The 20929-nt window shown below is 61.9% G+C and carries 21 protein-coding genes; 13 read left to right on the plus strand and 8 right to left on the minus strand.

Annotated elements, in window-relative coordinates:
• Nucleotides 1-2: 2 nt before the first annotated feature.
• From IB238_RS08490 to IB238_RS08500, 3 genes are all read right to left on the minus strand, one after another.
• Nucleotides 3-746 carry a phosphodiester glycosidase family protein gene (locus tag IB238_RS08490; RefSeq protein WP_192245292.1) on the minus strand — a complete coding sequence of 248 codons (744 nt, stop codon included), beginning with the start codon at nucleotides 744-746 and terminating at the stop codon, nucleotides 3-5.
• A 49-nt stretch (nucleotides 747-795) separates the two neighbouring features.
• On the minus strand, nucleotides 796-1488 hold the full coding sequence (locus IB238_RS08495) for a 4Fe-4S dicluster domain-containing protein (protein ID WP_192245294.1): 693 nt from the start codon (nucleotides 1486-1488) through the stop codon (nucleotides 796-798).
• Between the two features lie 107 nt (nucleotides 1489-1595).
• Nucleotides 1596-3170 carry a trimethylamine methyltransferase family protein gene (locus IB238_RS08500; RefSeq protein ID WP_192245296.1) on the minus strand — a complete coding sequence of 525 codons (1575 nt, stop codon included), beginning with the start codon at nucleotides 3168-3170 and terminating at the stop codon, nucleotides 1596-1598.
• Between the two features lie 305 nt (nucleotides 3171-3475).
• Here IB238_RS08500 and IB238_RS08505 point away from each other — a divergent pair, with 305 nt between their 5' ends.
• The gene (locus IB238_RS08505) at nucleotides 3476-4174 is read left to right on the plus strand and encodes a B12-binding domain-containing protein (protein WP_192245298.1); all 699 of its coding nucleotides are present in this window, start codon (nucleotides 3476-3478) and stop codon (nucleotides 4172-4174) included.
• Nucleotides 4175-4223: 49 nt separating this feature from the next.
• On the opposite strand, the gene IB238_RS08510 is transcribed toward IB238_RS08505, so the two are convergent.
• On the minus strand, nucleotides 4224-4382 hold the full coding sequence (locus IB238_RS08510) for an entericidin (protein WP_192245300.1): 159 nt from the start codon (nucleotides 4380-4382) through the stop codon (nucleotides 4224-4226).
• 17 nt (nucleotides 4383-4399) lie between these two features.
• Here IB238_RS08510 and IB238_RS08515 point away from each other — a divergent pair, with 17 nt between their 5' ends.
• The 6 genes from IB238_RS08515 (at nucleotide 4400) to IB238_RS08540 (ending at nucleotide 9076) form a co-directional block, all read left to right on the plus strand.
• Nucleotides 4400-5038, plus strand: coding sequence for a DUF1638 domain-containing protein (locus IB238_RS08515; protein ID WP_192245302.1), 639 nt, complete (start codon nucleotides 4400-4402; stop codon nucleotides 5036-5038).
• A 93-nt stretch (nucleotides 5039-5131) separates the two neighbouring features.
• Nucleotides 5132-5947, plus strand: a complete 816-nt coding sequence (locus IB238_RS08520; RefSeq protein ID WP_246723506.1) for a formyl transferase — start codon at nucleotides 5132-5134, stop codon at nucleotides 5945-5947.
• 110 nt (nucleotides 5948-6057) lie between these two features.
• A complete protein-coding gene (locus IB238_RS08525; protein WP_192245304.1) occupies nucleotides 6058-6360 on the plus strand; it encodes a virulence factor in 303 nt (100 codons plus the stop codon).
• Nucleotides 6353-6934 carry a methylenetetrahydrofolate reductase C-terminal domain-containing protein gene (locus IB238_RS08530; RefSeq protein WP_192245306.1) on the plus strand — a complete coding sequence of 194 codons (582 nt, stop codon included), beginning with the start codon at nucleotides 6353-6355 and terminating at the stop codon, nucleotides 6932-6934. Before IB238_RS08525 ends, IB238_RS08530 begins: the two co-directional genes overlap by 8 nt.
• A gap of 3 nt (nucleotides 6935-6937) precedes the next feature.
• Entirely contained in the window at nucleotides 6938-8032 is a 1095-nt protein-coding gene (locus tag IB238_RS08535) for a methylenetetrahydrofolate reductase (RefSeq protein WP_192245308.1), read from the plus strand.
• 78 nt (nucleotides 8033-8110) lie between these two features.
• A complete protein-coding gene (locus IB238_RS08540) occupies nucleotides 8111-9076 on the plus strand; it encodes a methyltetrahydrofolate cobalamin methyltransferase (protein ID WP_192245310.1) in 966 nt (321 codons plus the stop codon).
• Nucleotides 9077-9159: 83 nt separating this feature from the next.
• Here IB238_RS08540 and IB238_RS08545 read toward each other — a convergent pair whose 3' ends face one another.
• Nucleotides 9160-10215 carry a hypothetical protein gene (locus IB238_RS08545; RefSeq protein ID WP_192245312.1) on the minus strand — a complete coding sequence of 352 codons (1056 nt, stop codon included), beginning with the start codon at nucleotides 10213-10215 and terminating at the stop codon, nucleotides 9160-9162.
• Nucleotides 10216-10508: 293 nt separating this feature from the next.
• Between IB238_RS08545 and IB238_RS08550 the strand changes: the two genes are divergently transcribed.
• The 3 genes from IB238_RS08550 to IB238_RS08560 all read left to right on the plus strand — a co-directional run bounded on the left by IB238_RS08550 (nucleotide 10509) and on the right by IB238_RS08560 (nucleotide 16027).
• Nucleotides 10509-10856 (plus strand): hypothetical protein, encoded by a 348-nt coding sequence (locus IB238_RS08550; RefSeq protein ID WP_192245314.1) that lies wholly within the window; start codon nucleotides 10509-10511, stop codon nucleotides 10854-10856.
• 163 nt (nucleotides 10857-11019) lie between these two features.
• Nucleotides 11020-13098: an ASKHA domain-containing protein gene (locus IB238_RS08555; protein WP_192245316.1), complete on the plus strand. Its 2079-nt coding sequence runs from the start codon at nucleotides 11020-11022 to the stop codon at nucleotides 13096-13098.
• Between the two features lie 193 nt (nucleotides 13099-13291).
• A complete protein-coding gene (locus IB238_RS08560) occupies nucleotides 13292-16027 on the plus strand; it encodes a cation-transporting P-type ATPase (RefSeq protein WP_192245318.1) in 2736 nt (911 codons plus the stop codon).
• A 22-nt stretch (nucleotides 16028-16049) separates the two neighbouring features.
• Here IB238_RS08560 and IB238_RS08565 read toward each other — a convergent pair whose 3' ends face one another.
• The gene (locus IB238_RS08565) at nucleotides 16050-16967 is read right to left on the minus strand and encodes a LysR family transcriptional regulator (RefSeq protein ID WP_192245320.1); all 918 of its coding nucleotides are present in this window, start codon (nucleotides 16965-16967) and stop codon (nucleotides 16050-16052) included.
• 117 nt (nucleotides 16968-17084) lie between these two features.
• Here IB238_RS08565 and IB238_RS08570 point away from each other — a divergent pair, with 117 nt between their 5' ends.
• Complete coding sequence (locus IB238_RS08570) at nucleotides 17085-17291, plus strand: hypothetical protein (protein ID WP_192245322.1); 207 nt, start codon at nucleotides 17085-17087, stop codon at nucleotides 17289-17291.
• A 106-nt stretch (nucleotides 17292-17397) separates the two neighbouring features.
• On the plus strand, nucleotides 17398-17625 hold the full coding sequence (locus IB238_RS08575; RefSeq protein ID WP_246723507.1) for a hypothetical protein: 228 nt from the start codon (nucleotides 17398-17400) through the stop codon (nucleotides 17623-17625).
• A 135-nt stretch (nucleotides 17626-17760) separates the two neighbouring features.
• Here the strand turns inward: IB238_RS08575 and IB238_RS08580 are convergent, their stop codons facing one another.
• Entirely contained in the window at nucleotides 17761-18357 is a 597-nt protein-coding gene (locus IB238_RS08580) for a GNAT family N-acetyltransferase (RefSeq protein ID WP_192245324.1), read from the minus strand.
• Between the two features lie 299 nt (nucleotides 18358-18656).
• Between IB238_RS08580 and IB238_RS08585 the strand changes: the two genes are divergently transcribed.
• Nucleotides 18657-19670 carry a GlxA family transcriptional regulator gene (locus IB238_RS08585; protein ID WP_192245326.1) on the plus strand — a complete coding sequence of 338 codons (1014 nt, stop codon included), beginning with the start codon at nucleotides 18657-18659 and terminating at the stop codon, nucleotides 19668-19670.
• A 146-nt stretch (nucleotides 19671-19816) separates the two neighbouring features.
• Here the strand turns inward: IB238_RS08585 and IB238_RS08590 are convergent, their stop codons facing one another.
• The gene (locus tag IB238_RS08590) at nucleotides 19817-20644 is read right to left on the minus strand and encodes a response regulator (protein ID WP_192245328.1); all 828 of its coding nucleotides are present in this window, start codon (nucleotides 20642-20644) and stop codon (nucleotides 19817-19819) included.
• Nucleotides 20645-20929: the final 285 nt, after the last annotated feature.

Genomic DNA, 20929 nt, shown 5'->3' on the forward strand with positions numbered 1-20929 from the left:
CTTCAGTAGGGCAGCCCACCGACCACAGCAACCATCGGCCCCATCCTTGCAAACCGGTCATTGCGCTGGATCTCTGGCGCGTAGAGACTGGAAATACTGCCATCGAGATAGAGTGCATCGTGACAGCGCAGGCTGTCACGAAAGAATGTCGCAAAGTCGTGGAAACGTACAGGCGCCCGCGAGATCGCGAATGCCACACGCCCGTCGGGCATCATGCCGACGCCATTTCGGATGTTCAGACTGTCGCTTTGTGGCAGAAAGCGCGGATGGATACGGCCGTCGATGACCAGCATCGGGCCGGATTGCGTCGCATAGGCCACCTCAGGCCTCGCCCGGGCGTAGGCTTCCGCGCCCATTACTCCAGCTGTACCGCGCCCGACATAGAAGACGCCGTTCGGTTTAAGGAAGAAATTGCCGTGGCCATCGTCAAGGTTCAGCGGTCTGCGCACGATGCCGTTTTCGACCAGCAGACCGACCGGTGCGTAGTCGGGGTGATACATGCCGGCATTCATGCCAAAGATCATGAACTCCCGGTTTTCCCGCAGGATGTCGCGGACCGACCAATAGCTCGCCCCATCCTTGGAACCGTCAGGCGTCCCATAGATGCGGATCGTGTCTTTGACGGGGTTGAACGCGCAGACGATGTAGCTCGCGGACAGATATTCGACGTCTCGGCAATGATCACCCGCGGGCGCCGCGCCGGCTCCCAATAGCCAAAACAGGACGAGAATTACGGTGCGCGTCATGGTCTCCCGGGCCGGTTACTACGCAGAGATAGTACGGCTGCTGGCAATCTCAAAGAGAGAGCGCTGCCATGTGGAAGCGGAGTTGATCTTCGCTATAGCCATACTCTGCCCCCACCGGACACGCGCTGCGGGCCAGACAGCCGGACGCCATGCAGCCTCGCCTGCCCGCATCCGTTCGCAAATGATCGCGGCAGCCCGGAACATCGAAACCGTCGGCGGCGACCGCAGCGACAGGACAGACGCTCAGGCAAGGCTTGCCCCGACAGTTGTCGCAGGGGTGGACGCCGTCTGACGAAATGGGCTGATCCAGCCGCTGGGCAAAGCCGAGGGCGCCCCGATAGCCGTGCCAGAGGCCGTATTGCGGATGGATCAGGATGCCGAGTGGCGACGGGCGCAGCCCTTCCGCCCGCATCGCCCATTGCTGAAAGGGCTGCCACGGCGCATCCGAAGGAAACCAGGGCGTCGCCCCGATCACTTCCGCGACGGGACCCATGACGGTTTTGGACCAGGCGTCCAACGGGTCGCTTCCACCGCGATCGGTCTGCATCGCCTGCCAGGCGCGAAACGCCGGCCAGATCGAACCGCCGACATTGCCGATCAGAACCACGCTCGCCGCCCGATCTCCGTTTCGAAGCGTGGGCGCCGCCTCATCATCATCGAAATTGACGACCCCGCGCAAAAAAAGTCCGTGCGGCTCGAAAGCCGCACGGATCGCATCGGTCGTCGGGGACGAAACCGTCATTTCGGCTTCGGCCCCTGCAGTTCGTAATGTGGCCGCCAGACTTCCTTCTGGATCATGTCGGCCACGTTTGCTGCTCCGCCTTGCTCCCTGGCGCGTTCGGGAGCCTTTCAAGTAAAGGCGTCGGGCATCGATTCCTTGCGCCTAGCGATGAACTCCAGAAGCGCCTCGTCGATCGCCGGATCTAGGTAGGGCGCCTCGTAGTGCTCCAGCCAGGTGCGACAAAGTGCATTGGCACGGTCCTCGATGCGCTTCTGGCCCTCGATTTCCCACTGCTCGAACGAGTTGTTGTCGGCGAGCGGGGAGCGGTAGAACGCCGTCTGGAAGTTTGCCTGCGTATGCGCGCAGCCCAGATAGTGGCTGCCGGGGCCGACTTCGCGGATCGCATCGAGCGCCTGGGCGTTCTCCGAAAGATCGACGCCCTCGGCCATCTTCTGCATCATGCCAAGCTGGTCCTGGTCGATCATGAACTTCTCGTAGGACGATATCAGCCCGCCTTCGAGCCAGCCGGCGGCGTGCAGCACGAAGTTCGTGCCTGCCAGGAGAGTCATGTTCAGCGTATTGGCCGATTCATGGGCGGCCTGCGCGTCCGGCACCTTCGAGCCGCAAAGCGAACCGCCCGTACGGAACGGCAAGCCAAGACGGCGGGCGAGCTGGGCTGCACCATAAGAGACGAGCGACGGCTCCGGTGTACCAAAGGTCGGGGCGCCCGACTGCATCGAGATCGAGGCGGCAAACGTGCCGAACAGCACCGGCGAACCGGGCCGGATCAACTGGGTGAAGGCAGCGCCGGCCAGCACTTCGGCAAGGATCTGCGTCAGCGTGCCGGCGACAGTGACCGGGCTCATCGCGCCGGACAGGATGAACGGTGAGACGACCGATGCCTGGTTGTGGCGGGCATAGACTTTGAGCGCGCCGACCATGGTCTCGTCGAACACCATCGGCGAGTTGGCGTTGATCAGGTTCAGCGTCACGCAATTGTTTTCGACGAAGTCGTCACCGAACACCATCTTCGCCATGGCGATCGTGTCCTCGGCGCGCTCAGGCGCGGTCACCGAGCCCATGAACGGCTTGTCGGAATACTTGATGTGGCTGTAGATCATGTCCAAGTGACGCTTGTTCACCGGGATGTCGACCGGCTCGCAGACCGTGCCGCCGGACGAATGCATCGACGGCGCCATGTAGGCGAGTTTCACGAAGTTGCGGAAGTCCTCGATGGTCGCATATCGGCGGTTGCCCTCGAGGTCGCGCACGAAGGGCGGGCCGTAAACCGGCGCAAAAACGGTTGCCTTGCCGCCGATCTCGACGCTACGGGCCGGGTTGCGGGCGTGCCAGGTGAAGGTCTTCGGCGCGGTCTTGAGCAACTCGCGGCAGAGACCCTTCGGAAAGTGCACCCGCTCGCCCTTGATCTCGCAGCCGGCGTCTTTCCACAGCGCCAGCGCTTCCGCGTCGTCACGGAACTCGATGCCGATTTCCTCAAGCACGATGTCGGCATTGCGCTCGATGAGCTGCAGACCCTCCTCGTCCAGCACCTCATACTCGCGGATCTTGCGCGTGATATAGGGCAGTGACGGGCCGGGGCCGCCGCCGGAACGTGAAGCACGGCGTGCGGCGGCACCCCGTCCCTCGCCGCGTGCGCGGCGACCGCCACCCTCGCCTTCCGGCTGCTCTGTCGTCAAACTCATATCGTGTTCCTCAGCTGTGCGTGGCGCCGCAGCGCCTGTCGCTCTTATGCTACCAAGCGATCGACTCGGGACGGGTCTCAATGCGCCAACGAGTGGCGCACGCGGGACACCCGCCACCCGCCCAGTTGCCGCTTTATTCCGGCCTGTCAATCCCACTGAATTACCGGTATGGATGCAATGTTGCCTTGGTCGCTTTTTGCTCTGCGCGACGTCGCTTTCAAAATCGGGTTCCGCAGGCAACATGGCTAACACTGACGGACGACCGGCCGAAGCCCGCCGCGCCAATGGAGACGAGGAAACACGAAATGGCTGACGACGAAATCATTCTCTCGGAACTCTCCGACGAAGAACTCGTGCAGCAGATGCACGACGACCTTTACGACGGCCTCAAGGAAGAGATCGAGGAAGGGACCAACATCCTGCTCGAGCGCGGCTGGGCACCCTACGACGTCCTGACCCAGGCGCTCGTCGAGGGTATGCGCATCGTCGGCATCGATTTCCGCGACGGCATCCTGTTCGTTCCGGAAGTGCTGCTGTCGGCCAACGCCATGAAGGCCGGCATGTCGATCCTGCGCCCGCTTCTTGCCGCCACCGGCGCGCCGAAGCAGGGCAAGATGGTCATCGGCACCGTCAAGGGCGACATCCACGACATCGGCAAGAACCTTGTCGGCATGATGATGGAAGGCGCCGGCTTCGACGTGATCGACCTCGGCATCAACAACCCGGTCGAGAACTACCTGGAAGCGATCGAGCGCGAGCAGCCTGACATCCTCGGCATGTCCGCCCTTCTGACCACGACGATGCCCTACATGAAGGTCGTCATCGACACATTGAAGGAAAAGGGCCTGCGCGATGACTACGTCGTGCTCGTCGGCGGTGCACCGCTGAACGAGGAGTTCGGCAAGGCGGTTGGCGCCGACGCCTATTGCCGCGACGCTGCCGTCGCCGTCGAGACGGCAAAGGACTTCATGAAGCGCAAGCACAACATGCTGGCTGGCGCCTGAGATGAATGGACGGCGCCCCCTTGCGGTGGCGCCGTCCGCGCATCACATGCTACTGGACGGACTTGGCGACCTTCTGGCCGGCAGCCTGTGTGGCGTTGACGGTATTGGCTGTATCCTGGCCCATGCCGCGGATGGTATTGCCACAGGCGCTCAGCGCAAGAAGCGCGGCGAGGACGAAGCTGATCTTGGTCATGGTTTTCGCAGTCATGGTCGGAGTCCCTTTCGATGAGTGCCGCTGATACTGAAGTATGGAGCGATAGTTCCACGCATCAACGCGCGAACGAAAAAAAAGTTCGCGTCATTGCCTGCGGAGCCATCGCGCGAGAGATCATCGCGGTCTGCAAGGCCAACCACCTCGACCACATCGACCTTCAGTGTCTCCCCGCTATCTGGCACGCCTATCCCGGGAAGATTGCGCCCGGAGTCGAAAACGCGATCGCTGAGGCGCGCGCCGAGGGGGTTGGACGCATATTCGTCGGCTATGCCGATTGCGGCACCGGTGGCCTGCTCGACGCCTTGTGCGAGCGCGAAGGGGTGGAACGGATCGCGGGTCCCCACTGCTACTCCTTCTTTTCCGGCAACGAGGCCTTTGTGAAGGATGACGACGACGTGACGTCGTTCTTCCTGACAGATTTCCTTGCCCGCCAGTTCGAAGCCTTCGTGATCGAGCCGCTCGGCCTGGATCGGCACCCCCAGCTCAAGCCGATGTACTTCGGCAATTATCGCAAGCTCGTCTACCTCTCCCAACTGGAGGATGAGGGCCTGCAGCAGAAAGCAAAGGAAGCCGCCGATTATCTCGGCCTCGAATACGAGTATCGCTTCACCGGCTATGGCGATCTCACGTCCGCGTTGACCCAACTCTAAGACACCATCAGGAAATCGTAACCTTTTTGCGCCTTCCTTCGCGTAAGGAGTCTCGCCACTTCGTGCGGACAAACAGGCGCGGAGCCGGGGCACATGACGGAAATGACGGTCGACAAGCAGCAGCCGGCTTCGGCGGGCGCGACGAATACGCGTGTCGTCGTCGTGACCCAGGGCGGACCCAATCCGGAAATTCTCGTCAACGCCCTGAGGCACCACTTTTCGGATCTGATAGTGATCGAGGAGCTGCCGGAATCGAAGGGACAGATGCTGCGGCAAAAGGCACGCCGACTCGGCTGGTCGGTGGCGGTCGGCCAGATCGCGACGATGGCCGTGTCGAAGTTCGGCAAACCCTTCGTGCGCAAGCGGGCGCAAGCCATCATCGAAGAGTTTCGTGTAAACACACGGCCGGATCCGTCGCTCAGGCGCTTCAAGATCGACAACGCGAACGGACCGGAATTCGAGCGTCACATCGCTGAATTGAAACCCGCTGTGGTGTTTCTCGTCAGTTGCCGCCTTCTGAAGCGGTCGACGCTCGAGGCGATCCCCTGCCCAGTGCTGAATTTCCACGCCGGCATCAATCCCGCCTACCGGGGACAACAGGGCGGCTACTGGTCGCGGGTAATGCGGGACGAGGAGAATTTCGGCGCCACCGTCCATCTGGTCGATGCAGGCGTCGATACCGGCGATGTCCTCTATCAGGTGCGCGTCACGCCATCCAAGAGGGATACGATGCACACCTATCCGCTGCTGTTGACCGCGGCCGGTACCGGCATCGCCGTGCGTGCCGTTGGTGCAGCGCTCTCGGGCGAGGTCTACCCGCAAGAGATGACGAGCATGAAGTCCCGCCAATGGTACCACCCCACCATCTGGACCTGGGTGTGGAACGGGATTTCCCACGGCATCTGGTAGATTTCCCTGCCGGTCATTTTCGACGTCGCTTTTGAGCGAGGCCCGGTCGTGGCGAGTGCAGCCCGTATGCCCGGTCTGGAAGCATTGTCGAGACCGAGGAGAACATCCAAATGGCTGACCGAATTATCGTCTACTGGCGCGACATTCCCGCCCAAGTCATCATCAAACAAGGTCGCAAAACGGCCAAGCGCGAGTTGTCCTTGCGCTTTACCGAAGCGATCGACATGTGCGCCATGCGCTCCGGCGCTGCCGAGACAGACGACTACCTCGCCGAATGGCGGAAGGCCGATCCGGTACCCGTTTCGGATGATCTCGAGGCCGAGGCCGATAGTGCAGCTGCCGATCTTGAGGCCGCTTACGATCGCGAACGCCTCGTCGCCCTCGTGAAAGCGGGAGGACGCGAAAATGGCTGAAGAACGCCAGAAGCCGGGAAATGCCGCCGCGGCGTCCAAGGCCAAGACTGGCGCCTTCACACCTGCCGGCGTGTCACCGAGTCGCCGTGCCAGGAGCAAATACACCGTACGCCTGTGGTCGGTCCGCCATTCGCGCTTCTTCGAATGGTTCTACAACCGTTTCGCCGCAGCCTTCCTGATGCTGCACCCGGTGTGGAAGCTCTTTGGCTACGAGCGCGTTGAGCGCCCGATCACATTCGTCGAGCGACACGTCAAGGGCCTCCTTTTCGACTGTCGCATGTGTGGGCAGTGCGCGCTGTCGTCGACGGGCATGTCGTGTCCGATGAACTGTCCCAAGCAGTTGCGCAACGGCCCGTGCGGCGGCGTGCGGGCGAACGGCAATTGCGAGGTCGAGCCGGACATGCCCTGCGTCTGGGTACAGGCGTGGAAGGGCTCACAGAATATGGTCAAGGGAAATGCCATCATGGACGTCCAGAAGCCGGTGAACCAGTCGCTGCGCGAAACCTCTTCCTGGCTCCGCGTAACGGCTGAAGCCGCCGCGGCCCGAGAAGCCGCAACCGGAAAGGACGCCTGAGCCATGGCCCATATCGATGAAAACCCGCTTGGCGCCCACCTCCCGCTCGATCCCCTGCCGGGTCACTCCTCGCTTGGGCGTCTTGAGCGCGTGCTGCGGCGCGGCGAATTTGCCGTCACCGCTGAACTGAACCCGCCGGACAGCGCCAATCCGGAGGACGTCTACGAGCGCGCCGCGATTTTCGACGGCTGGGTTGATGGCATCAACGCGGTCGACGCCTCCGGCGCCAACTGCCACATGTCGTCCGTCGGCATCTGCGCGCTCCTCACCCGCATGGGTTACGCGCCGATCATGCAGATCGCCTGCCGCGACAAGAACCGCATCGCCATCCAGGGCGACGTGCTGGGGGCCGCTGCCATGGGTGTTGCCAATATCATGTGCCTGACCGGCGATGGCGTACAGGCCGGCGACCAGCCCGGCGCCAAGCCGGTCTTCGATCTCGACTGCATGTCGCTGCTGGAAACCGTGCGCATCATGCGCGACAATTCGAAGTTCCTGTCCGGGCGCAAGCTCACCTCGCCGCCCAAGGTGTTTTTGGGCGCGGCGATCAATCCCTTTGCTCCGCCCTACGACTTCCGCCCCTACCGGCTTGCCAAAAAAATCGAGGCCGGCGCGCAATTCGTCCAGAGCCAGTATTGTTTCGATGTTCCGATGTTCAGGGAATACATGAAGAAGGTGCGCGACCTCGGCCTGCACGAAAAGTGCTTCATCCTTGTCGGGGTCGGCCCTATGGCTTCGGGGAAGACCGCGCGCTGGATCCGCTCCAACGTGCCAGGCATCCACATTCCGGACTCCGTGATTGCTCGCCTTGAAGGCGCGCAGGACCAGAAGAAGGAAGGCAAGCAGCTCTGCATCGACATCATCAATGAAGTCAAGGAGATCGAGGGCGTCTCCGGCGTTCACGTCATGGCCTACCGCCAGGAAGAATATGTCGCCGAGATCGTTCACGAATCCGGCGTGCTGAAGGGGCGCAAGCCCTGGAAGCGCGAGCCGAACCCCGTCGACCAGATGGTTGCCGAGCGCATCGAGCAGGTGCGCGAGGGCAAGGAGCAGAACCAGCAGCAAATGGCGGAGATCGCCGCCCACCACACGCATTGACACAGGCGCAACCAGCACGCGCCGCCTTGTAACCCCACATCCCGCGCGATAGCCTGTCGCCCGACTAGAGGACCTTTCATGACCCGTACCATCGTCGCCTCCGCCACCCGCGAGATCGTCATCGGCTTCGACCAGCCGTTTTGCGTGATCGGCGAGCGCATCAACCCGACCGGCCGCAAGAAACTCGCAGCGGAGATGATTGAGGGCAACTTCGACACCGTGATCAAGGACGCGCTGGAACAAGTCGCCGCCGGCGCCACGATGCTCGACATCAACGCAGGCGTCACCTCCGTCAACCCGAACGAGACCGAGCCGGGCCTTCTGGTAAAGACGCTCGAGATCGTTCAGGGCCTGGTTGATATCCCGCTCGCGATCGACAGCTCCGTCACCGCCGCGATCGAGGCCGGCCTCAAGGTCGCCAAGGGCCGCCCACTGGTCAACTCCGTTACCGGCGAGGAAGAAAAACTCGAGGCCATCCTGCCGCTGGTCAAGAAGTATGACGTCCCGGTTGTCGCCATCTCCAACGACGAGACCGGCATCTCGATGGATCCGGACGTCCGCTTCGCCGTCGCCAAGAAGATCGTCGAGCGCGCCATGGACCACGGCATCAAGCCGGAAGACGTCGTCGTTGACCCGCTCGTCATGCCGATCGGCGCGCTGGGCGATGCAGGCCGACAGGTGTTCGCGCTTCTGCGCCGGCTGCGCGAGGAGCTGAAGGTCAACACGACCTGCGGCCTCTCCAACATCTCCTTCGGCCTGCCCCACCGTCACGGCATCAATGCCGGCTTCATCCCGATGGTGATCGGCGCCGGCATGACGTCCGCTATCATGAACCCCTGCCGTCCGCAGGAAATGGAAGCCGTGCGCGCCGCAAACGTGCTGAACGGCACGGACGCCAACTGCACCAACTGGATCATGACCTACCGCGACCACAAGCCGGCCGCTGAGGGCGCGACGGCAGCTGCTGCTGCCGCTCCGGCTCCGGCAGGGGGACGTCGTGGCGGTCGCGCAGCCCGCGCAGGTGGTGGCGCAGCGAGGGAATAGGTCGGCGGCACCGCCTTCTGATGCGCGTGACCGATCTGAATTCACAGAGCGATGTTGAGCGGTGCCGGAAGGGCGCCGCTCAATCAGATGATTACCACGTCGGCCCGTTCGGGTCGGAACCGGCATTCCGATTCTCGCAGGCTGGCGTTGAGATATCGCAGCCTAGCGTTTCTCATGTGCTCGACCGCGCGCGTCGCCGTGGCCATATCCAGTCCAGCCGGCGGCAGTCTCCGCGGCTCGGCACGCAGGCTGAAGGGGTGTGTTATCATCTCCAAGCTGACGTATTCGATAAGGCTGCCCGTTTCCGTTACAATGGGCACAGGCAACCGAAAGGACGCCAAACTTTCGACGCCTATCCGAATTATCGTATTCCCGATGTACACGCATCCCGGACAAAACCATAGTTCTTCGCGATCGGGGTAAGGCATGACTACCAGAACGTCCGGCTCGCCGTCGACATAGGCGACAGGATCCCCGTCTTCCTTGCCAATATGATACCGCTCCAGAATGGGGTCGGTTATCCTCTCCATCGAAAAGTCGCGCGCGAACTTTGCAAGATGGTCGTGGAACTCCACTAGCAACGGACGCGGCCGCCTCCAATTCTCCTGAAGCTTTCCGGTGATGGGAACGGAATACTGGCCGGGACTGTTGCGCTCGTTGGCGACCCATTGTTTGAGGTATAGCCTGAGCGGATGGCGGATGAAGTCGGCCACCTTCTCGATCTCGCCGTCGCTCAGCCCGGCCATTGCTGGGTACCAGGCATCGGAGAAATTGACTTGCTCGATGACGAGGTTCAGCCGCAATGCCGCTTCCTCTGCCCCGCTATAGAGACCGAACCAGCCCTTCTCGCGCGGCACTTCTTCGATCCAGCGCGAAATGCAAAAGTTGACGTAAACTCCCCCAAGTCGGAGGCGGCCCCACTGGATCCAGGGCTTCGACCTTGGATCGCAGGCCGGCGCATCCCGAAGCTGGAGGGGGTTTGTGATGCCGAGGGAGAGGTACGCCTCTTTGCCGGGCGTGAACCAACGGCCTCCCCAGGAATGAGAACTGCGAGCATTATCCGGATCGGGAAGCATTGCCGTCACGGGGACGCTGTTGATGACGGCGCGGATCTTGTCGGCGGGTGCCAGGGATTCCATCAGCTTCACTTCCGGGCATCTTTTGCGCTGCCCGTCCAAATCATTTCAAGCACCGCAGGTTGTCAAAGCCACATGACGACAACCTCACGCATTCTCCCTGCCAAATCAAATGGCCACTTTGGAGACGGTAAACGCGGTGTATTCAGCGTCTTCGACCTTGCGACCGGGTGGATAAGTGTGTTCACTACGCGCAGGCGCGGGAGTTGCGCGATGATTGCAGCCGAAGCTGAGCTAAGTTCGAACCTTGGGCGACGTCGCGTCTCCCGGATCGTTCTCTAACCCGGAGCAACACCATGACGCCGCGCCGCCTCCGCCGGGATACCGCCACGCTATGGTTCGAAGCGCCCTTCGTGATGGCGCTGCGGATCCAGCAAATGCAGATGACCGCACTCACTGGCAAGACACAGGATGCGGCGGAAATTCATCGCATGATCTCCGAGAAGGTCGCGGCCTCCGCCGAGAGCGTGATCGCCGTGAACATGGCTCTATGGCGCAACGCCTTCGGCAACGCCTTGCGGCTGATGACCGGCGGCAAGGCCCCGCTCTCACCTGGCGGCACGGCGATCGCCTCAGCCGCTCTCAGGCCATACGGCAAGCGTGTGCGTAGCAACGCCCGGCGCCTTTCGCGCAAGCCCACCTGAACCTTTGCCGCCTTGCGGCGCCCCCGCCTGCAGAAATGATGCTGGCAGATCTTTCCATGTCGGGATTTGACAACTATCAGGCGACGTTCCGGTGCAGTCTGGTACCGTTTAGCCATGCTTCGGTCCCCGGACGGAAGCAGCCCCGAGAAGAGACGGAAGCAGCATGCGCATCGATGGCACATCCGAAAACGAGACCAACATGACCGAAGCCGCGCAGAAGGAACCCCTCGTGCTGTTCATGCCTTCGGGCAAACGCGGGCGCTTCCCCGTGGGCACCCCGGTGCTCGATGCGGCGCGCAAGCTCGGCGTCTACGTCGAAAGCGTCTGCGGCGGCCGCGCCACCTGCGGGCGCTGTCAGGTCGAGGTGCAGGAAGGCAATTTCGCCAAGCACAAGATCGTCTCCTCGCTGGAGCACATTTCGGAAAAGGGCCCGAAGGAAGAACGCTACGAGAAGATCCGCGGCCTTCCCGACGGCCGACGTCTCTCCTGTTCCGCCCTGATCCTCGGCGATCTCGTCGTCGACGTGCCGCAGGACACGGTCATCAACGCGCAGGTCGTCCGCAAGGCCGCGACCGACCGCATCATCGAGCGCAACGCCGCCGTCCAGCTCTGCTATGTCGAGGTGGACGAGCCCGACATGCACAAGCCGCTGGGCGACCTCGACCGGTTGAAGGCGATGCTGGAGAAGGACTGGGGCTGGAAGGATCTTCTGATTGCCCCCCATCTCATCCCGCAGCTGCAGTCCATCCTGCGCAAGGGCAACTGGGGCGTCACCGCCGCGATCCACCGCGACATGGATTCGTCGCGTCCCTTCATCGTCGGCCTCTGGCCCGGCCTGAAAAACGAAGCCTATGGCATTGCCTGCGACATCGGCTCGACCACGATCGCGATGCACCTCGTCTCGCTGCTGTCCGGCCGCATCGCCGCATCCTCGGGCACCTCGAACCCGCAGATCCGCTTCGGCGAAGACCTGATGAGCCGGGTCTCCTACGTCATGATGAACCCGGATGGCCGGGAAGCCATGACGAAGGCGGTGCGCGAGGCCGTCAACAGCCTGATCGGCAAGGTCTGCGACGAGGGAAAGGTCGACCGCCACGACATTCTCGACGCCGTTTTCGTTGCCAACCCGATCATGCACCACCTGTTCCTCGGCATCGATCCGACCGAACTCGGCCAGGCACCGTTCGCGCTCGCCGTCTCCGGTGCGCTGCAGTACTGGGCCCATGACATCGAGATCGACGTCAACCGAGGCGGACGTGTCTATATGCTGCCGTGCATCGCCGGCCATGTCGGCGCGGATGCTGCGGGCGCCACGCTCGCCGAAGCCCCCTACAAGCAGGACAAGATGATGCTGCTCGTCGATGTCGGTACCAATGCCGAGATCGTGCTCGGCAACAAGGACCGCGTCGTCGCCGCTTCGTCACCCACCGGCCCCGCCTTCGAGGGCGCGGAGATATCCTCCGGCCAGCGCGCTGCACCAGGCGCAATCGAGCGTGTGCGCATTGATCCCGTTACGCTCGAGCCGCGCTTCCGCGTCATCGGCGTCGACAAGTGGTCGGACGAGGAAGGTTTCGCCGAAGCCGCCGCCTCCGTCGGCGTAACCGGCATCTGCGGCTCTGCTATCATCGAGGTGGTCGCCGAAATGTACCTTTCCGGCATCATCTCGGAGGACGGCGTCGTGGACGGCTCGATGGCGGAGCGAAGCCCGCGCATCATTCCCAACGGCCGCACCTTCTCCTATCTGCTGCACGATGGCGAACCGCGCATCACAGTGACGCAGAACGACATCCGCGCCATCCAGCTTGCCAAGGCCGCTCTTTATGCCGGCATCAAGCTCTTGATGGAGAAGCTGGGCATCGATCACGTCGACACGATCCGCTTCGCAGGCGCCTTCGGTACCTTCATCGATCCGAAGTACGCGATGGTTCTCGGCCTGATTCCAGACTGCGACCTCGCCGAGGTGAAGGCCGTCGGCAATGCCGCCGGGACCGGCGCCTTGATGGCACTGCTCAACCGCGACCATCGCCGCGAGATCGAACAGCAGGTCAACCGGATCGAGAAGATCGAGACAGCGCTCGAAGGCAATTTCCAACAGCTCTTCGTCAACGCCATGGCGCTGCCGAACAAGGTCGACGCCTTCCCCAGCCTTTCCACCGTGGTCACGCTGCCGGAGCGCAAGGTGCTGGCGGACTCAGAAGGTGGCGAAGGCGGCGGCAGGCGGCGGCGGCGTAACCGCGAATAGCGGAGACTCGCCGGGACTCGTCCGCTCCAGCCGAGAAAAAGGGCCGTCAGTTCGATCCTGGTCGCCCTTTTTAGAGCTCACTAATGTTTGATCTCGATCATCCCCGTGCCACTATCCCCTTGCTAGTTACTTGAGGTCCGAAGGCACTGCCGGCGGACGCGCAAAGTCATGTACCGCAGCACGGAGGCCCGGAATGAATGTTCTCACGGACGTTCCGAACGGAAACCAGACGGTAAACGGGGTCCTGCCGAAAGCGCCCTGGCACGCATTGCCGGCGGCCGAAATCATGGCGGATCTCGGCACAAGCGATCAGGGGCTTGATCCTGCCGAGGCGAAACGACGGCTTGAAGCCTATGGCCTGAACGAACCGCCCGCCCCGCCGCCTCGCCACCCCCTGTTGCGGTTCCTGTCCCAGTTCAACAATACGCTGATCTATTTCCTGCTTGCGGCGGCGGTCATGGCGGCGATCCTCGGTCACACCGTCGACGCCTCCGTCATCGTCGGTGTCGTGCTCGTGAACGCCATCGTGGGCTTTTTGCAGGAAGGGAAAGCCGAAAGCGCGCTGAATGCCATCCGTGACATGATCGCCCCGCATGCGCGCGTGCTGCGCGGCGGCCAACAGCACGATATCGATACGCGCAACATCGTCCCAGGCGATGTCGTCCTGCTGGAAGCAGGCGACATGGTTCCGGCCGACATCAGGCTGATGCGTGCCCGCAACCTCCTCGTCAACGAGGCGATCCTGACGGGCGAATCCGTGCCGGCGGAGAAGCACGAGGAGCCTGTTGCCGATAACGTAGCACTCGGTGATCGCTTCTCCATGCTCTATTCCGGAACGATCGTCTCCACCGGCCAGGCCACCGGCGTCGCCGTGGCGACGGGTGACAAGACGGAGATCGGCCGGATCTCGGCGATGATCGGCGAAGTGCAGACGCTCGTCACGCCGCTCCTGGAGCAGATCAACAGGTTCGGTCGGATTTTCACCGTCGTCGCGATGGCGATGGCTGCGGCGATCATGGCCTTTGCCATGCTGGTGCATCAATATCCATGGGTCGACGCGCTGATGGTGGTCGTGGCGCTCGCCGTCGGAGCTGTCCCGGAAGGCCTGCCGGCGGTGATCACCATCACGCTGGCAATCGGGGTCCAGCGCATGGCCCGGCGAAACGCGGTTGTCAGACGCCTGCCCGCCGTCGAGACGCTCGGCGCCGTCTCCGTCATTTGCTCTGACAAGACCGGCACGCTGACCAAGAACGAGATGACCGCCCGCCGCGTCGCGACCGCGGACCGGGAAAGCACCGTTTCTAGTTCGGGCTATGCACCGGCGGGCCGGATCGGTGATGGAACAACCGTCCTCACCCCAACCGAACGCGAAGTCATCAGGGCCGCACTCCTATGCAGCGACGCCCAACTCGTCGAGAAAGACGGCCGCTGGAGCGTGCTGGGCGACCCCATGGAAGGGGCCCTTGTGACGTTGGCCCTGAAAGCCGGCCTCCACCCGGAGACAGAGCGAGGCACCTGGAGCCGGATCGACGAAATCCCCTTCGATGCCCAGCACCGCTTCATGGCCACGCTCAACCGCGATCCGGCCGGCGGCAGCCGTATCTTCGTCAAGGGTGCACCCGAGCGCGTGCTTTCGATGTGCGCAAGGCAGGCCGGCGGCGAGGCGACCGCCATCGACGCCGCGTATTGGCAGGCGCGAATTGCCGCCGCTGCGGCCAATGGCGAGCGTGTACTGGGTTTTGCAGCGGCAACGGCGCCGGCCGCGATGGAGCGGCTTGCCTTCGAAGAAGTCGAAACCGGCCTTGTCTTCCTCGGCATCGTCGGCTTCATCGATCCGCCGCGCGACGAGGCGATTGCCGCGGTCGCCGACTGCCGCTCGGCTGGCATTGCGGTGAAAATGATAACCGGCGACCATGCCGACACGGCCGCGGCGATCTCCCGCCAGCTTGCCATCGCCGACGATCCGCGAACGATGACCGGTGCGCAGATCGATGAAGTTCCGGACAGGGAACTCGGCGCCGTCGTAGAAGAAACGAGCGTGTTCGCCCGAACGAGCCCGGAGCACAAACTCAGGATCGTCCGCGCTCTGCAATCGAACGGTCATGTCGTTGCGATGACCGGTGATGGCGTCAACGACGCACCCTCGCTGAAGCAGGCCGATGTCGGCATCGCCATGGGTCGCAAGGGCACGGAAGCGGCGAAGGAAGCGGCCCAGATGGTGCTGGTCGACGACAACTTCGCCTCGATCGTCGCGGCCGTGAACGAAGGCCGAACCGTCTTCGACAATATCCGCAAGGTCATTGCCTGGACCATGCCGACGAACGGCGGCGAGGTCCTCAGCGTCGTGCTCGCCATCGTCTTCGGACTGACCCTGCCGATGACGCCGGCGCAAATTCTCTGGATCAACATGATCACCACTGTCACGCTCGGCCTCGTACTGGCCTTCGAGCCGCCGGAACCGAACGTGATGCAGCGTCCCCCGCGCGGACGCAATGCGCCGCTTGTGACCCGCTTTCTGGCTTGGAGGATCGTTTTCGTCTCGATCCTCTTCACCATAGGCGTCTTCGGAATCTTCGAATACGCGATGCGCAACAGTCTTGGCGAGGACACCGCGCGGACTATGGTCGTCAATACGATGGTCGTGATGGAGATCTTCTATCTGTTCAACGTGCGCTACCTGCACATGACATCGTTCAATCTTCGCGGCGTCCTGGGCACACCAGCCGTCCTGACAGCGATTGCCGCCGTCGTCATCGCCCAGTTCACCTTTACCTACGCCCCCTTCATGCACCCGCTGTTTGACAGCGCGCCTGTTAGAATCGGCGACGGGATGATCATCATTGCCATCGGCATCGTCATGATGGCGGTACTTGAAGCGGAGAAAGCTGCAATGCGGCGGCTGGGAGCGCTCCGGCCAGTGGAAATCTAGGGAGCCTATGCCCGCCGGCGGATCAGCAGGCCACCGGCAGGATCTCCTTAGGGCTGCGCTCGTAGCGCGCGAAGGCTGAACGGATGTAGTCCGCCACTGCGAGCGCCGGTGCCTCCGCCTCGTCCCCGACCACCATGCCGATGTGGTAGTAGCCGAGCTCCGGCAACCCGTCCTTCACCCCAAGCGCCACCATGTCTTCCTGCACGAGGAAGCGCGCCAGAGGGGCAACCGCAAGGTCGGCACGGATCGCGGCGCGCTGGCCCATGTGATGGGCGCAGAAATAGGCCACGCGGAATTCCCGACCCGATTTGCTGAGCTCTTCGAGAGCACGCGCACGCCAGATGCACCCCTCCTCCCATACGGAAACGGGAAGCGGATTTTTGAGATGGGCTGTGCCGCACTTCTTGCCGGCCCAGACGAGTTGCTCCTTCAACAGGATCTCGCCAGGGACGGGCGCAGCACTTTCAGATGAATTGAAAATCGCCAGATCCAGTCGGCGATCCGCCACCGCACGGCGCAGATTGCCGCTCGATTCGATCGAGACGTTGACCGCGATCGAAGGATAAGTTTCGGCGAAGCGGCGAAGCACCTCGGGCAGGATCAATTCGCCGACGTCATCCGGGGCGCCGAGGCGCACGACGCCATTCATCTCCGGCATCATGAAGCGCGACACCGCCTCGTTGCTGAGCGCGAGCAGCCGGCGCGCGTAGGAAAGCAGTACCTCGCCGTGATGGGTGAGCACGACCGAACGGGCGTCGCGCCGGAAAAGCATGCAGCCCAGCATCTCCTCCAGCTTTTTGATCTGCATGGATACCGCCGACGGCGTTCGATGCACGGTCTCGGCCGCGGTCGTAAAATTCCCAGTTTCGGCGATCGCCACGAAGGTCCTGAGAATGTCGAGCTCCAGCAATGGGAGCGTCGGGCGCAGCATCAGGTTCATGGGGTTCCTCCACGATCAGATTATCTGATCCAATGCCTAAGTTCATTTCGTTTGATTGAACACCCAGACGGCGCGATAGTCAATCCATCGAAGCCTGTTGGGTAAAGGATATGAACCATGACCGCAGGAAAATCACATGGAAACGCCGTTCCGTTCGCGCTACGCGCTGTCGGAAACGGTTTTGCGCTGACAATCCGGCAATATCTCGACGCCCGCGCCGTCCGTCGCCGCCAGCGTCAAACCGAGTACGAACTCGCCAATCTGCCGCCTGAACTGCAGAGGGACGTTGGCTGGCCCGAGCGGCATTCGCATGACAGAAACTGATGCATCACTTCAATTATATGCGATTGATTGATGGATGAGATCGCGGCACTATGATTGTCAAAGGTCGCGACCTCTCGAAGCTCCCAAGTTCGAAAGGAACCTTAAAATGAGCAGCCTCACACACTTCCATGGCGGATCGGGACATCTGCTTCCAACCGGCGGATATTCGTCATCGCTGCGTGGTCTTGCCGATCGCGTCGCCAGGGCATGGCGCCACCACCGCGATGAAATGGAACTGGAAAGCCTGCCCTTCGATGTTCGCAAGGATATCGGCTTTCCCTCCACCGACGAGGACGCGGAACTGACGTCAAACGCCAGCAAGAAGACACGATGAGGGCACGCCGCCCGCGACAAACTCCCAAGACGACGGCGTCCAGTCGCCAGGCCTGAGATCCCAGCGGTCCGGCCTGGCGATTTGCTTCGGGCCTCAATTGCGACCTGAAGCAAGCAACATCGAACGCCAGCTGTTTCAAGCCTTCAGAATCGGCACCTGAGGCGCAGCATCCTCCGGCAGAAGTCCGGTCAGACGCGGATCGTCAAAGACTTCCACCATCCGTTCGTAGGGCACGAACCCGGAGCGAATATAGAAACCCAGTGCCTGCGGACTATCGAGACTGCAGGTGTGGACCCAGAGACGCGATATCGGCTTTGACCAGGCGCATTCGATCGCCCGATTCATCAGCCATCGCCCGGCGCCCTGCCCCATCACCGCCTTCGTCAGGCCGAAAAAGGCCAACTCGCATTGCCCTTCCTCGCGAAAATCCAGTTCCAGCAGCCCCTCTGCGCGCCCATTCGCCATGACGGCACGCACCTCTACGCGTGAATCTTGGATGATGGCCGCCAGTTCCTCGTCGCTCAGCCCGAGACGGGATCCCCACAGCCACTCAGCTCCCACGCGACGGTAGAGGTCTCGATACCAGCCGACTTCAGGATTTTCGCAAAGTGCGAGCATCAACGCTTCCGGCCGGGAATCTTGCGCAGCCGTGACCGGGGCCAGCATCTCGAGGCAGGTAACTGCTGCAACCAGCTTACCTGCCGGAACTTTCGAATAGCCGTCGGCCAGCATCGTCTTTCCCCATCGTCAGCGTTGCGCTTTTTCATAGGCCAGCCACTCGCACTTGCAAACATTACTGCGCATGCATTTTTGCCTTTATACAAGTGTAGAACAAGCGGAGGATGTGTCGCAAATACCATTGCAGCCACAGGCGGAGTTCCAAAGCGCATCGTTCCCGCAACGGCAGATGCAACAAAGCGAAATCCGGACCTTCACAGTCGCACCATTCCATGCAAATGTCGCAAACAGACAAGCCAGATGCGCCTCCTTCAAGAGACGCTCGGCAAAATAATACAAGAGTGGAACACCCAATGACCAAGACAGCTGCGAAGAAGCGTTCGCTTGTGTTTTTCCTCGTGCCGAACTTCACGCTGCTGCCTCTTTCGGCGGCCATCGAGACACTGCGCATCGCCAATCGGATGCTGGGCTATGAGGCTTACAACTGGCGGCTTTCCTCCGCCGATGGGCAGCAGGTGCTGTCGTCGAGCGGCATCGGCATCGAGGTCAATTCCTCGCTCGCCGATGAACGAAAATATCTCGGCGGCGAAAACCGTCCTTCCATGGTCCTCGTCTGTTCGGGTATCGATGTTGAGGACTTCCACAACAAGTCCGTAAATGCCTGGCTACGTGAAGCCTATAACCGTGGCGTCTCGGTCGGTTCGCTCTGTACCGGCGCGCATGTCCTTGCTCAGGCGGGCCTCCTGACCGGCAAGCGCTGCGCCATTCATTGGGAAAACCTGCCGGGATTCGCGGAAGCCTATCCACAGGCCGAAGTCTATGCCGACCTCTATGAGATCGACAGCAACATCTACACCTGCGCCGGCGGCACCGCCTCGCTGGACATGATGCTGAACCTGATCGACCAGGATTTTGGCGAGACCCTGGTAAACCGTGTCTGCGAACAGGCGCTCACCGACCGCGTGCGCGGTCCGCACGACCGCCAGCGCCTGCCGTTGCGCGCCCGCCTCGGCGTCCAGAACGCCAAGGTGCTCTCGATCATCGAACTGATGGAAAACAACCTCTCCGAGCCACTGTCGCTGCTGGAGATCGCTGAAAGTGCCGATCTCTCGCGCCGCCAGATCGAGCGGCTCTTTCGCCAGGAGATGGGTCGCTCCCCGGCCCGCTACTATCTCGAGATCAGGCTCGACCGCGCCCGTCACCTGCTGGTCCAGTCATCCATGCCGGTCGTCGAAGTGGCGGTGGCCTGCGGCTTCGTCTCCGCTTCGCACTTCTCCAAGTGCTATCGCGAACTTTACAATCGCTCCCCGCAGCAGGAGCGCGCAGACCGGAAGCTGACGCTGGCGACCGCAGCGGCCGCTCGCTGAGCACCCGGACAGAGCAAAAATGCGAAAGGCCAGCACGAATGCGCTGGCCTTTTTCTGTCTGGCAAACGCCTTCGGCTGCAACATGCGGCCAAGGCACTCACTGCATCAGAAGGTTCTACGCGGCTCGTTCCATCGACGCCGGCAAGTCACGCCACCTGGCGAGCCTGAGCCATCTTGATCTGCGTCAGCGTGTCCAGGTTCTGGTTGACCCGGCAATAAAATTCCTCGTCGATGAAAGGACGCAGCATGAAGTCGTTGCCACCCGCCTTCAGGAAGCGGGCTGACAACAAGCGATCCGTGGACGAGGAAACGCCGATGATGCGCAGTTGATGCGAACCGACGGTGGCACGGATCCGCCGGGTCAACTCGAAGCCATCAATATCGGGCATATTGTAGTCGGTGACCATCAAGCCGATATCCGGATTGGCCTTGAGGGTGGCAAGCGCCACCGCCCCACTCTCGGCAGTGCTGACCCGGAAATTGTAGCGCTTCAGGCGCGTGGTAAGTAGTGCGCGCGCGGTCGGGCTGTCGTCGACGATAAGCACGTGATGCCGATGGTTCGTCAGGAACCTGCAGACGGATTCGGCGAGCATGTCGACGGCAAAGACGCTGTCCTTGATGATATAGTCAACGATCTCCTTTGAGAGCAGATGATCGCGTGTCTGCTGATGGAACGTACCGGTAAATACGATCGTCGGGACGCTGAGATCGACCAGGTAGTTCAACGCCTCTCCGTTCTCTGCACCGGGAAGATTGATATTGGATATGGCGAGCGTGACAGGATCGGAAGTCCTGTCATAGGCTTCTTCCAGCTCCTGGAAGCTTCTGCAGACCTCAACCTCGAGCCCGAACAATTCTTTCAGACGGGTACCGATCATCGAAGTGAAAACATTGGAATCTTCGGCCAGCAGGATGCGGTGATGAGCTAGCGACGCACCGGAATATTGCATACCGGAGATACCGATGAATGACATTTCTTGCCTTCAGACTTGGGAGGTTAACGTGCTGCGAGCCGATACAGCCAATCGGCGACACACTGCACCGGACCCATGCATGGTCCGATCCGAAGAGATCATCCACTCTTCGGGCAATAAGCACAGAGGTAAGGCTAACCCTTTGCAAAAGCGTTAAAACGCAACGCCACGAAAAGCTGTCGCGGCAGTCCGCTGTTAGGTCGTCCACGTTAAGCAGCTATGCTGTCGTGAGGGCACCCCGGCATGGCCGCCCACGTCCGGCCGGGAGAAGGGCAGTGGCGCAAG

This window comes from Rhizobium sp. ARZ01, from assembly GCF_014851675.1.
Classification (GTDB): domain Bacteria; phylum Pseudomonadota; class Alphaproteobacteria; order Rhizobiales; family Rhizobiaceae; genus Mycoplana.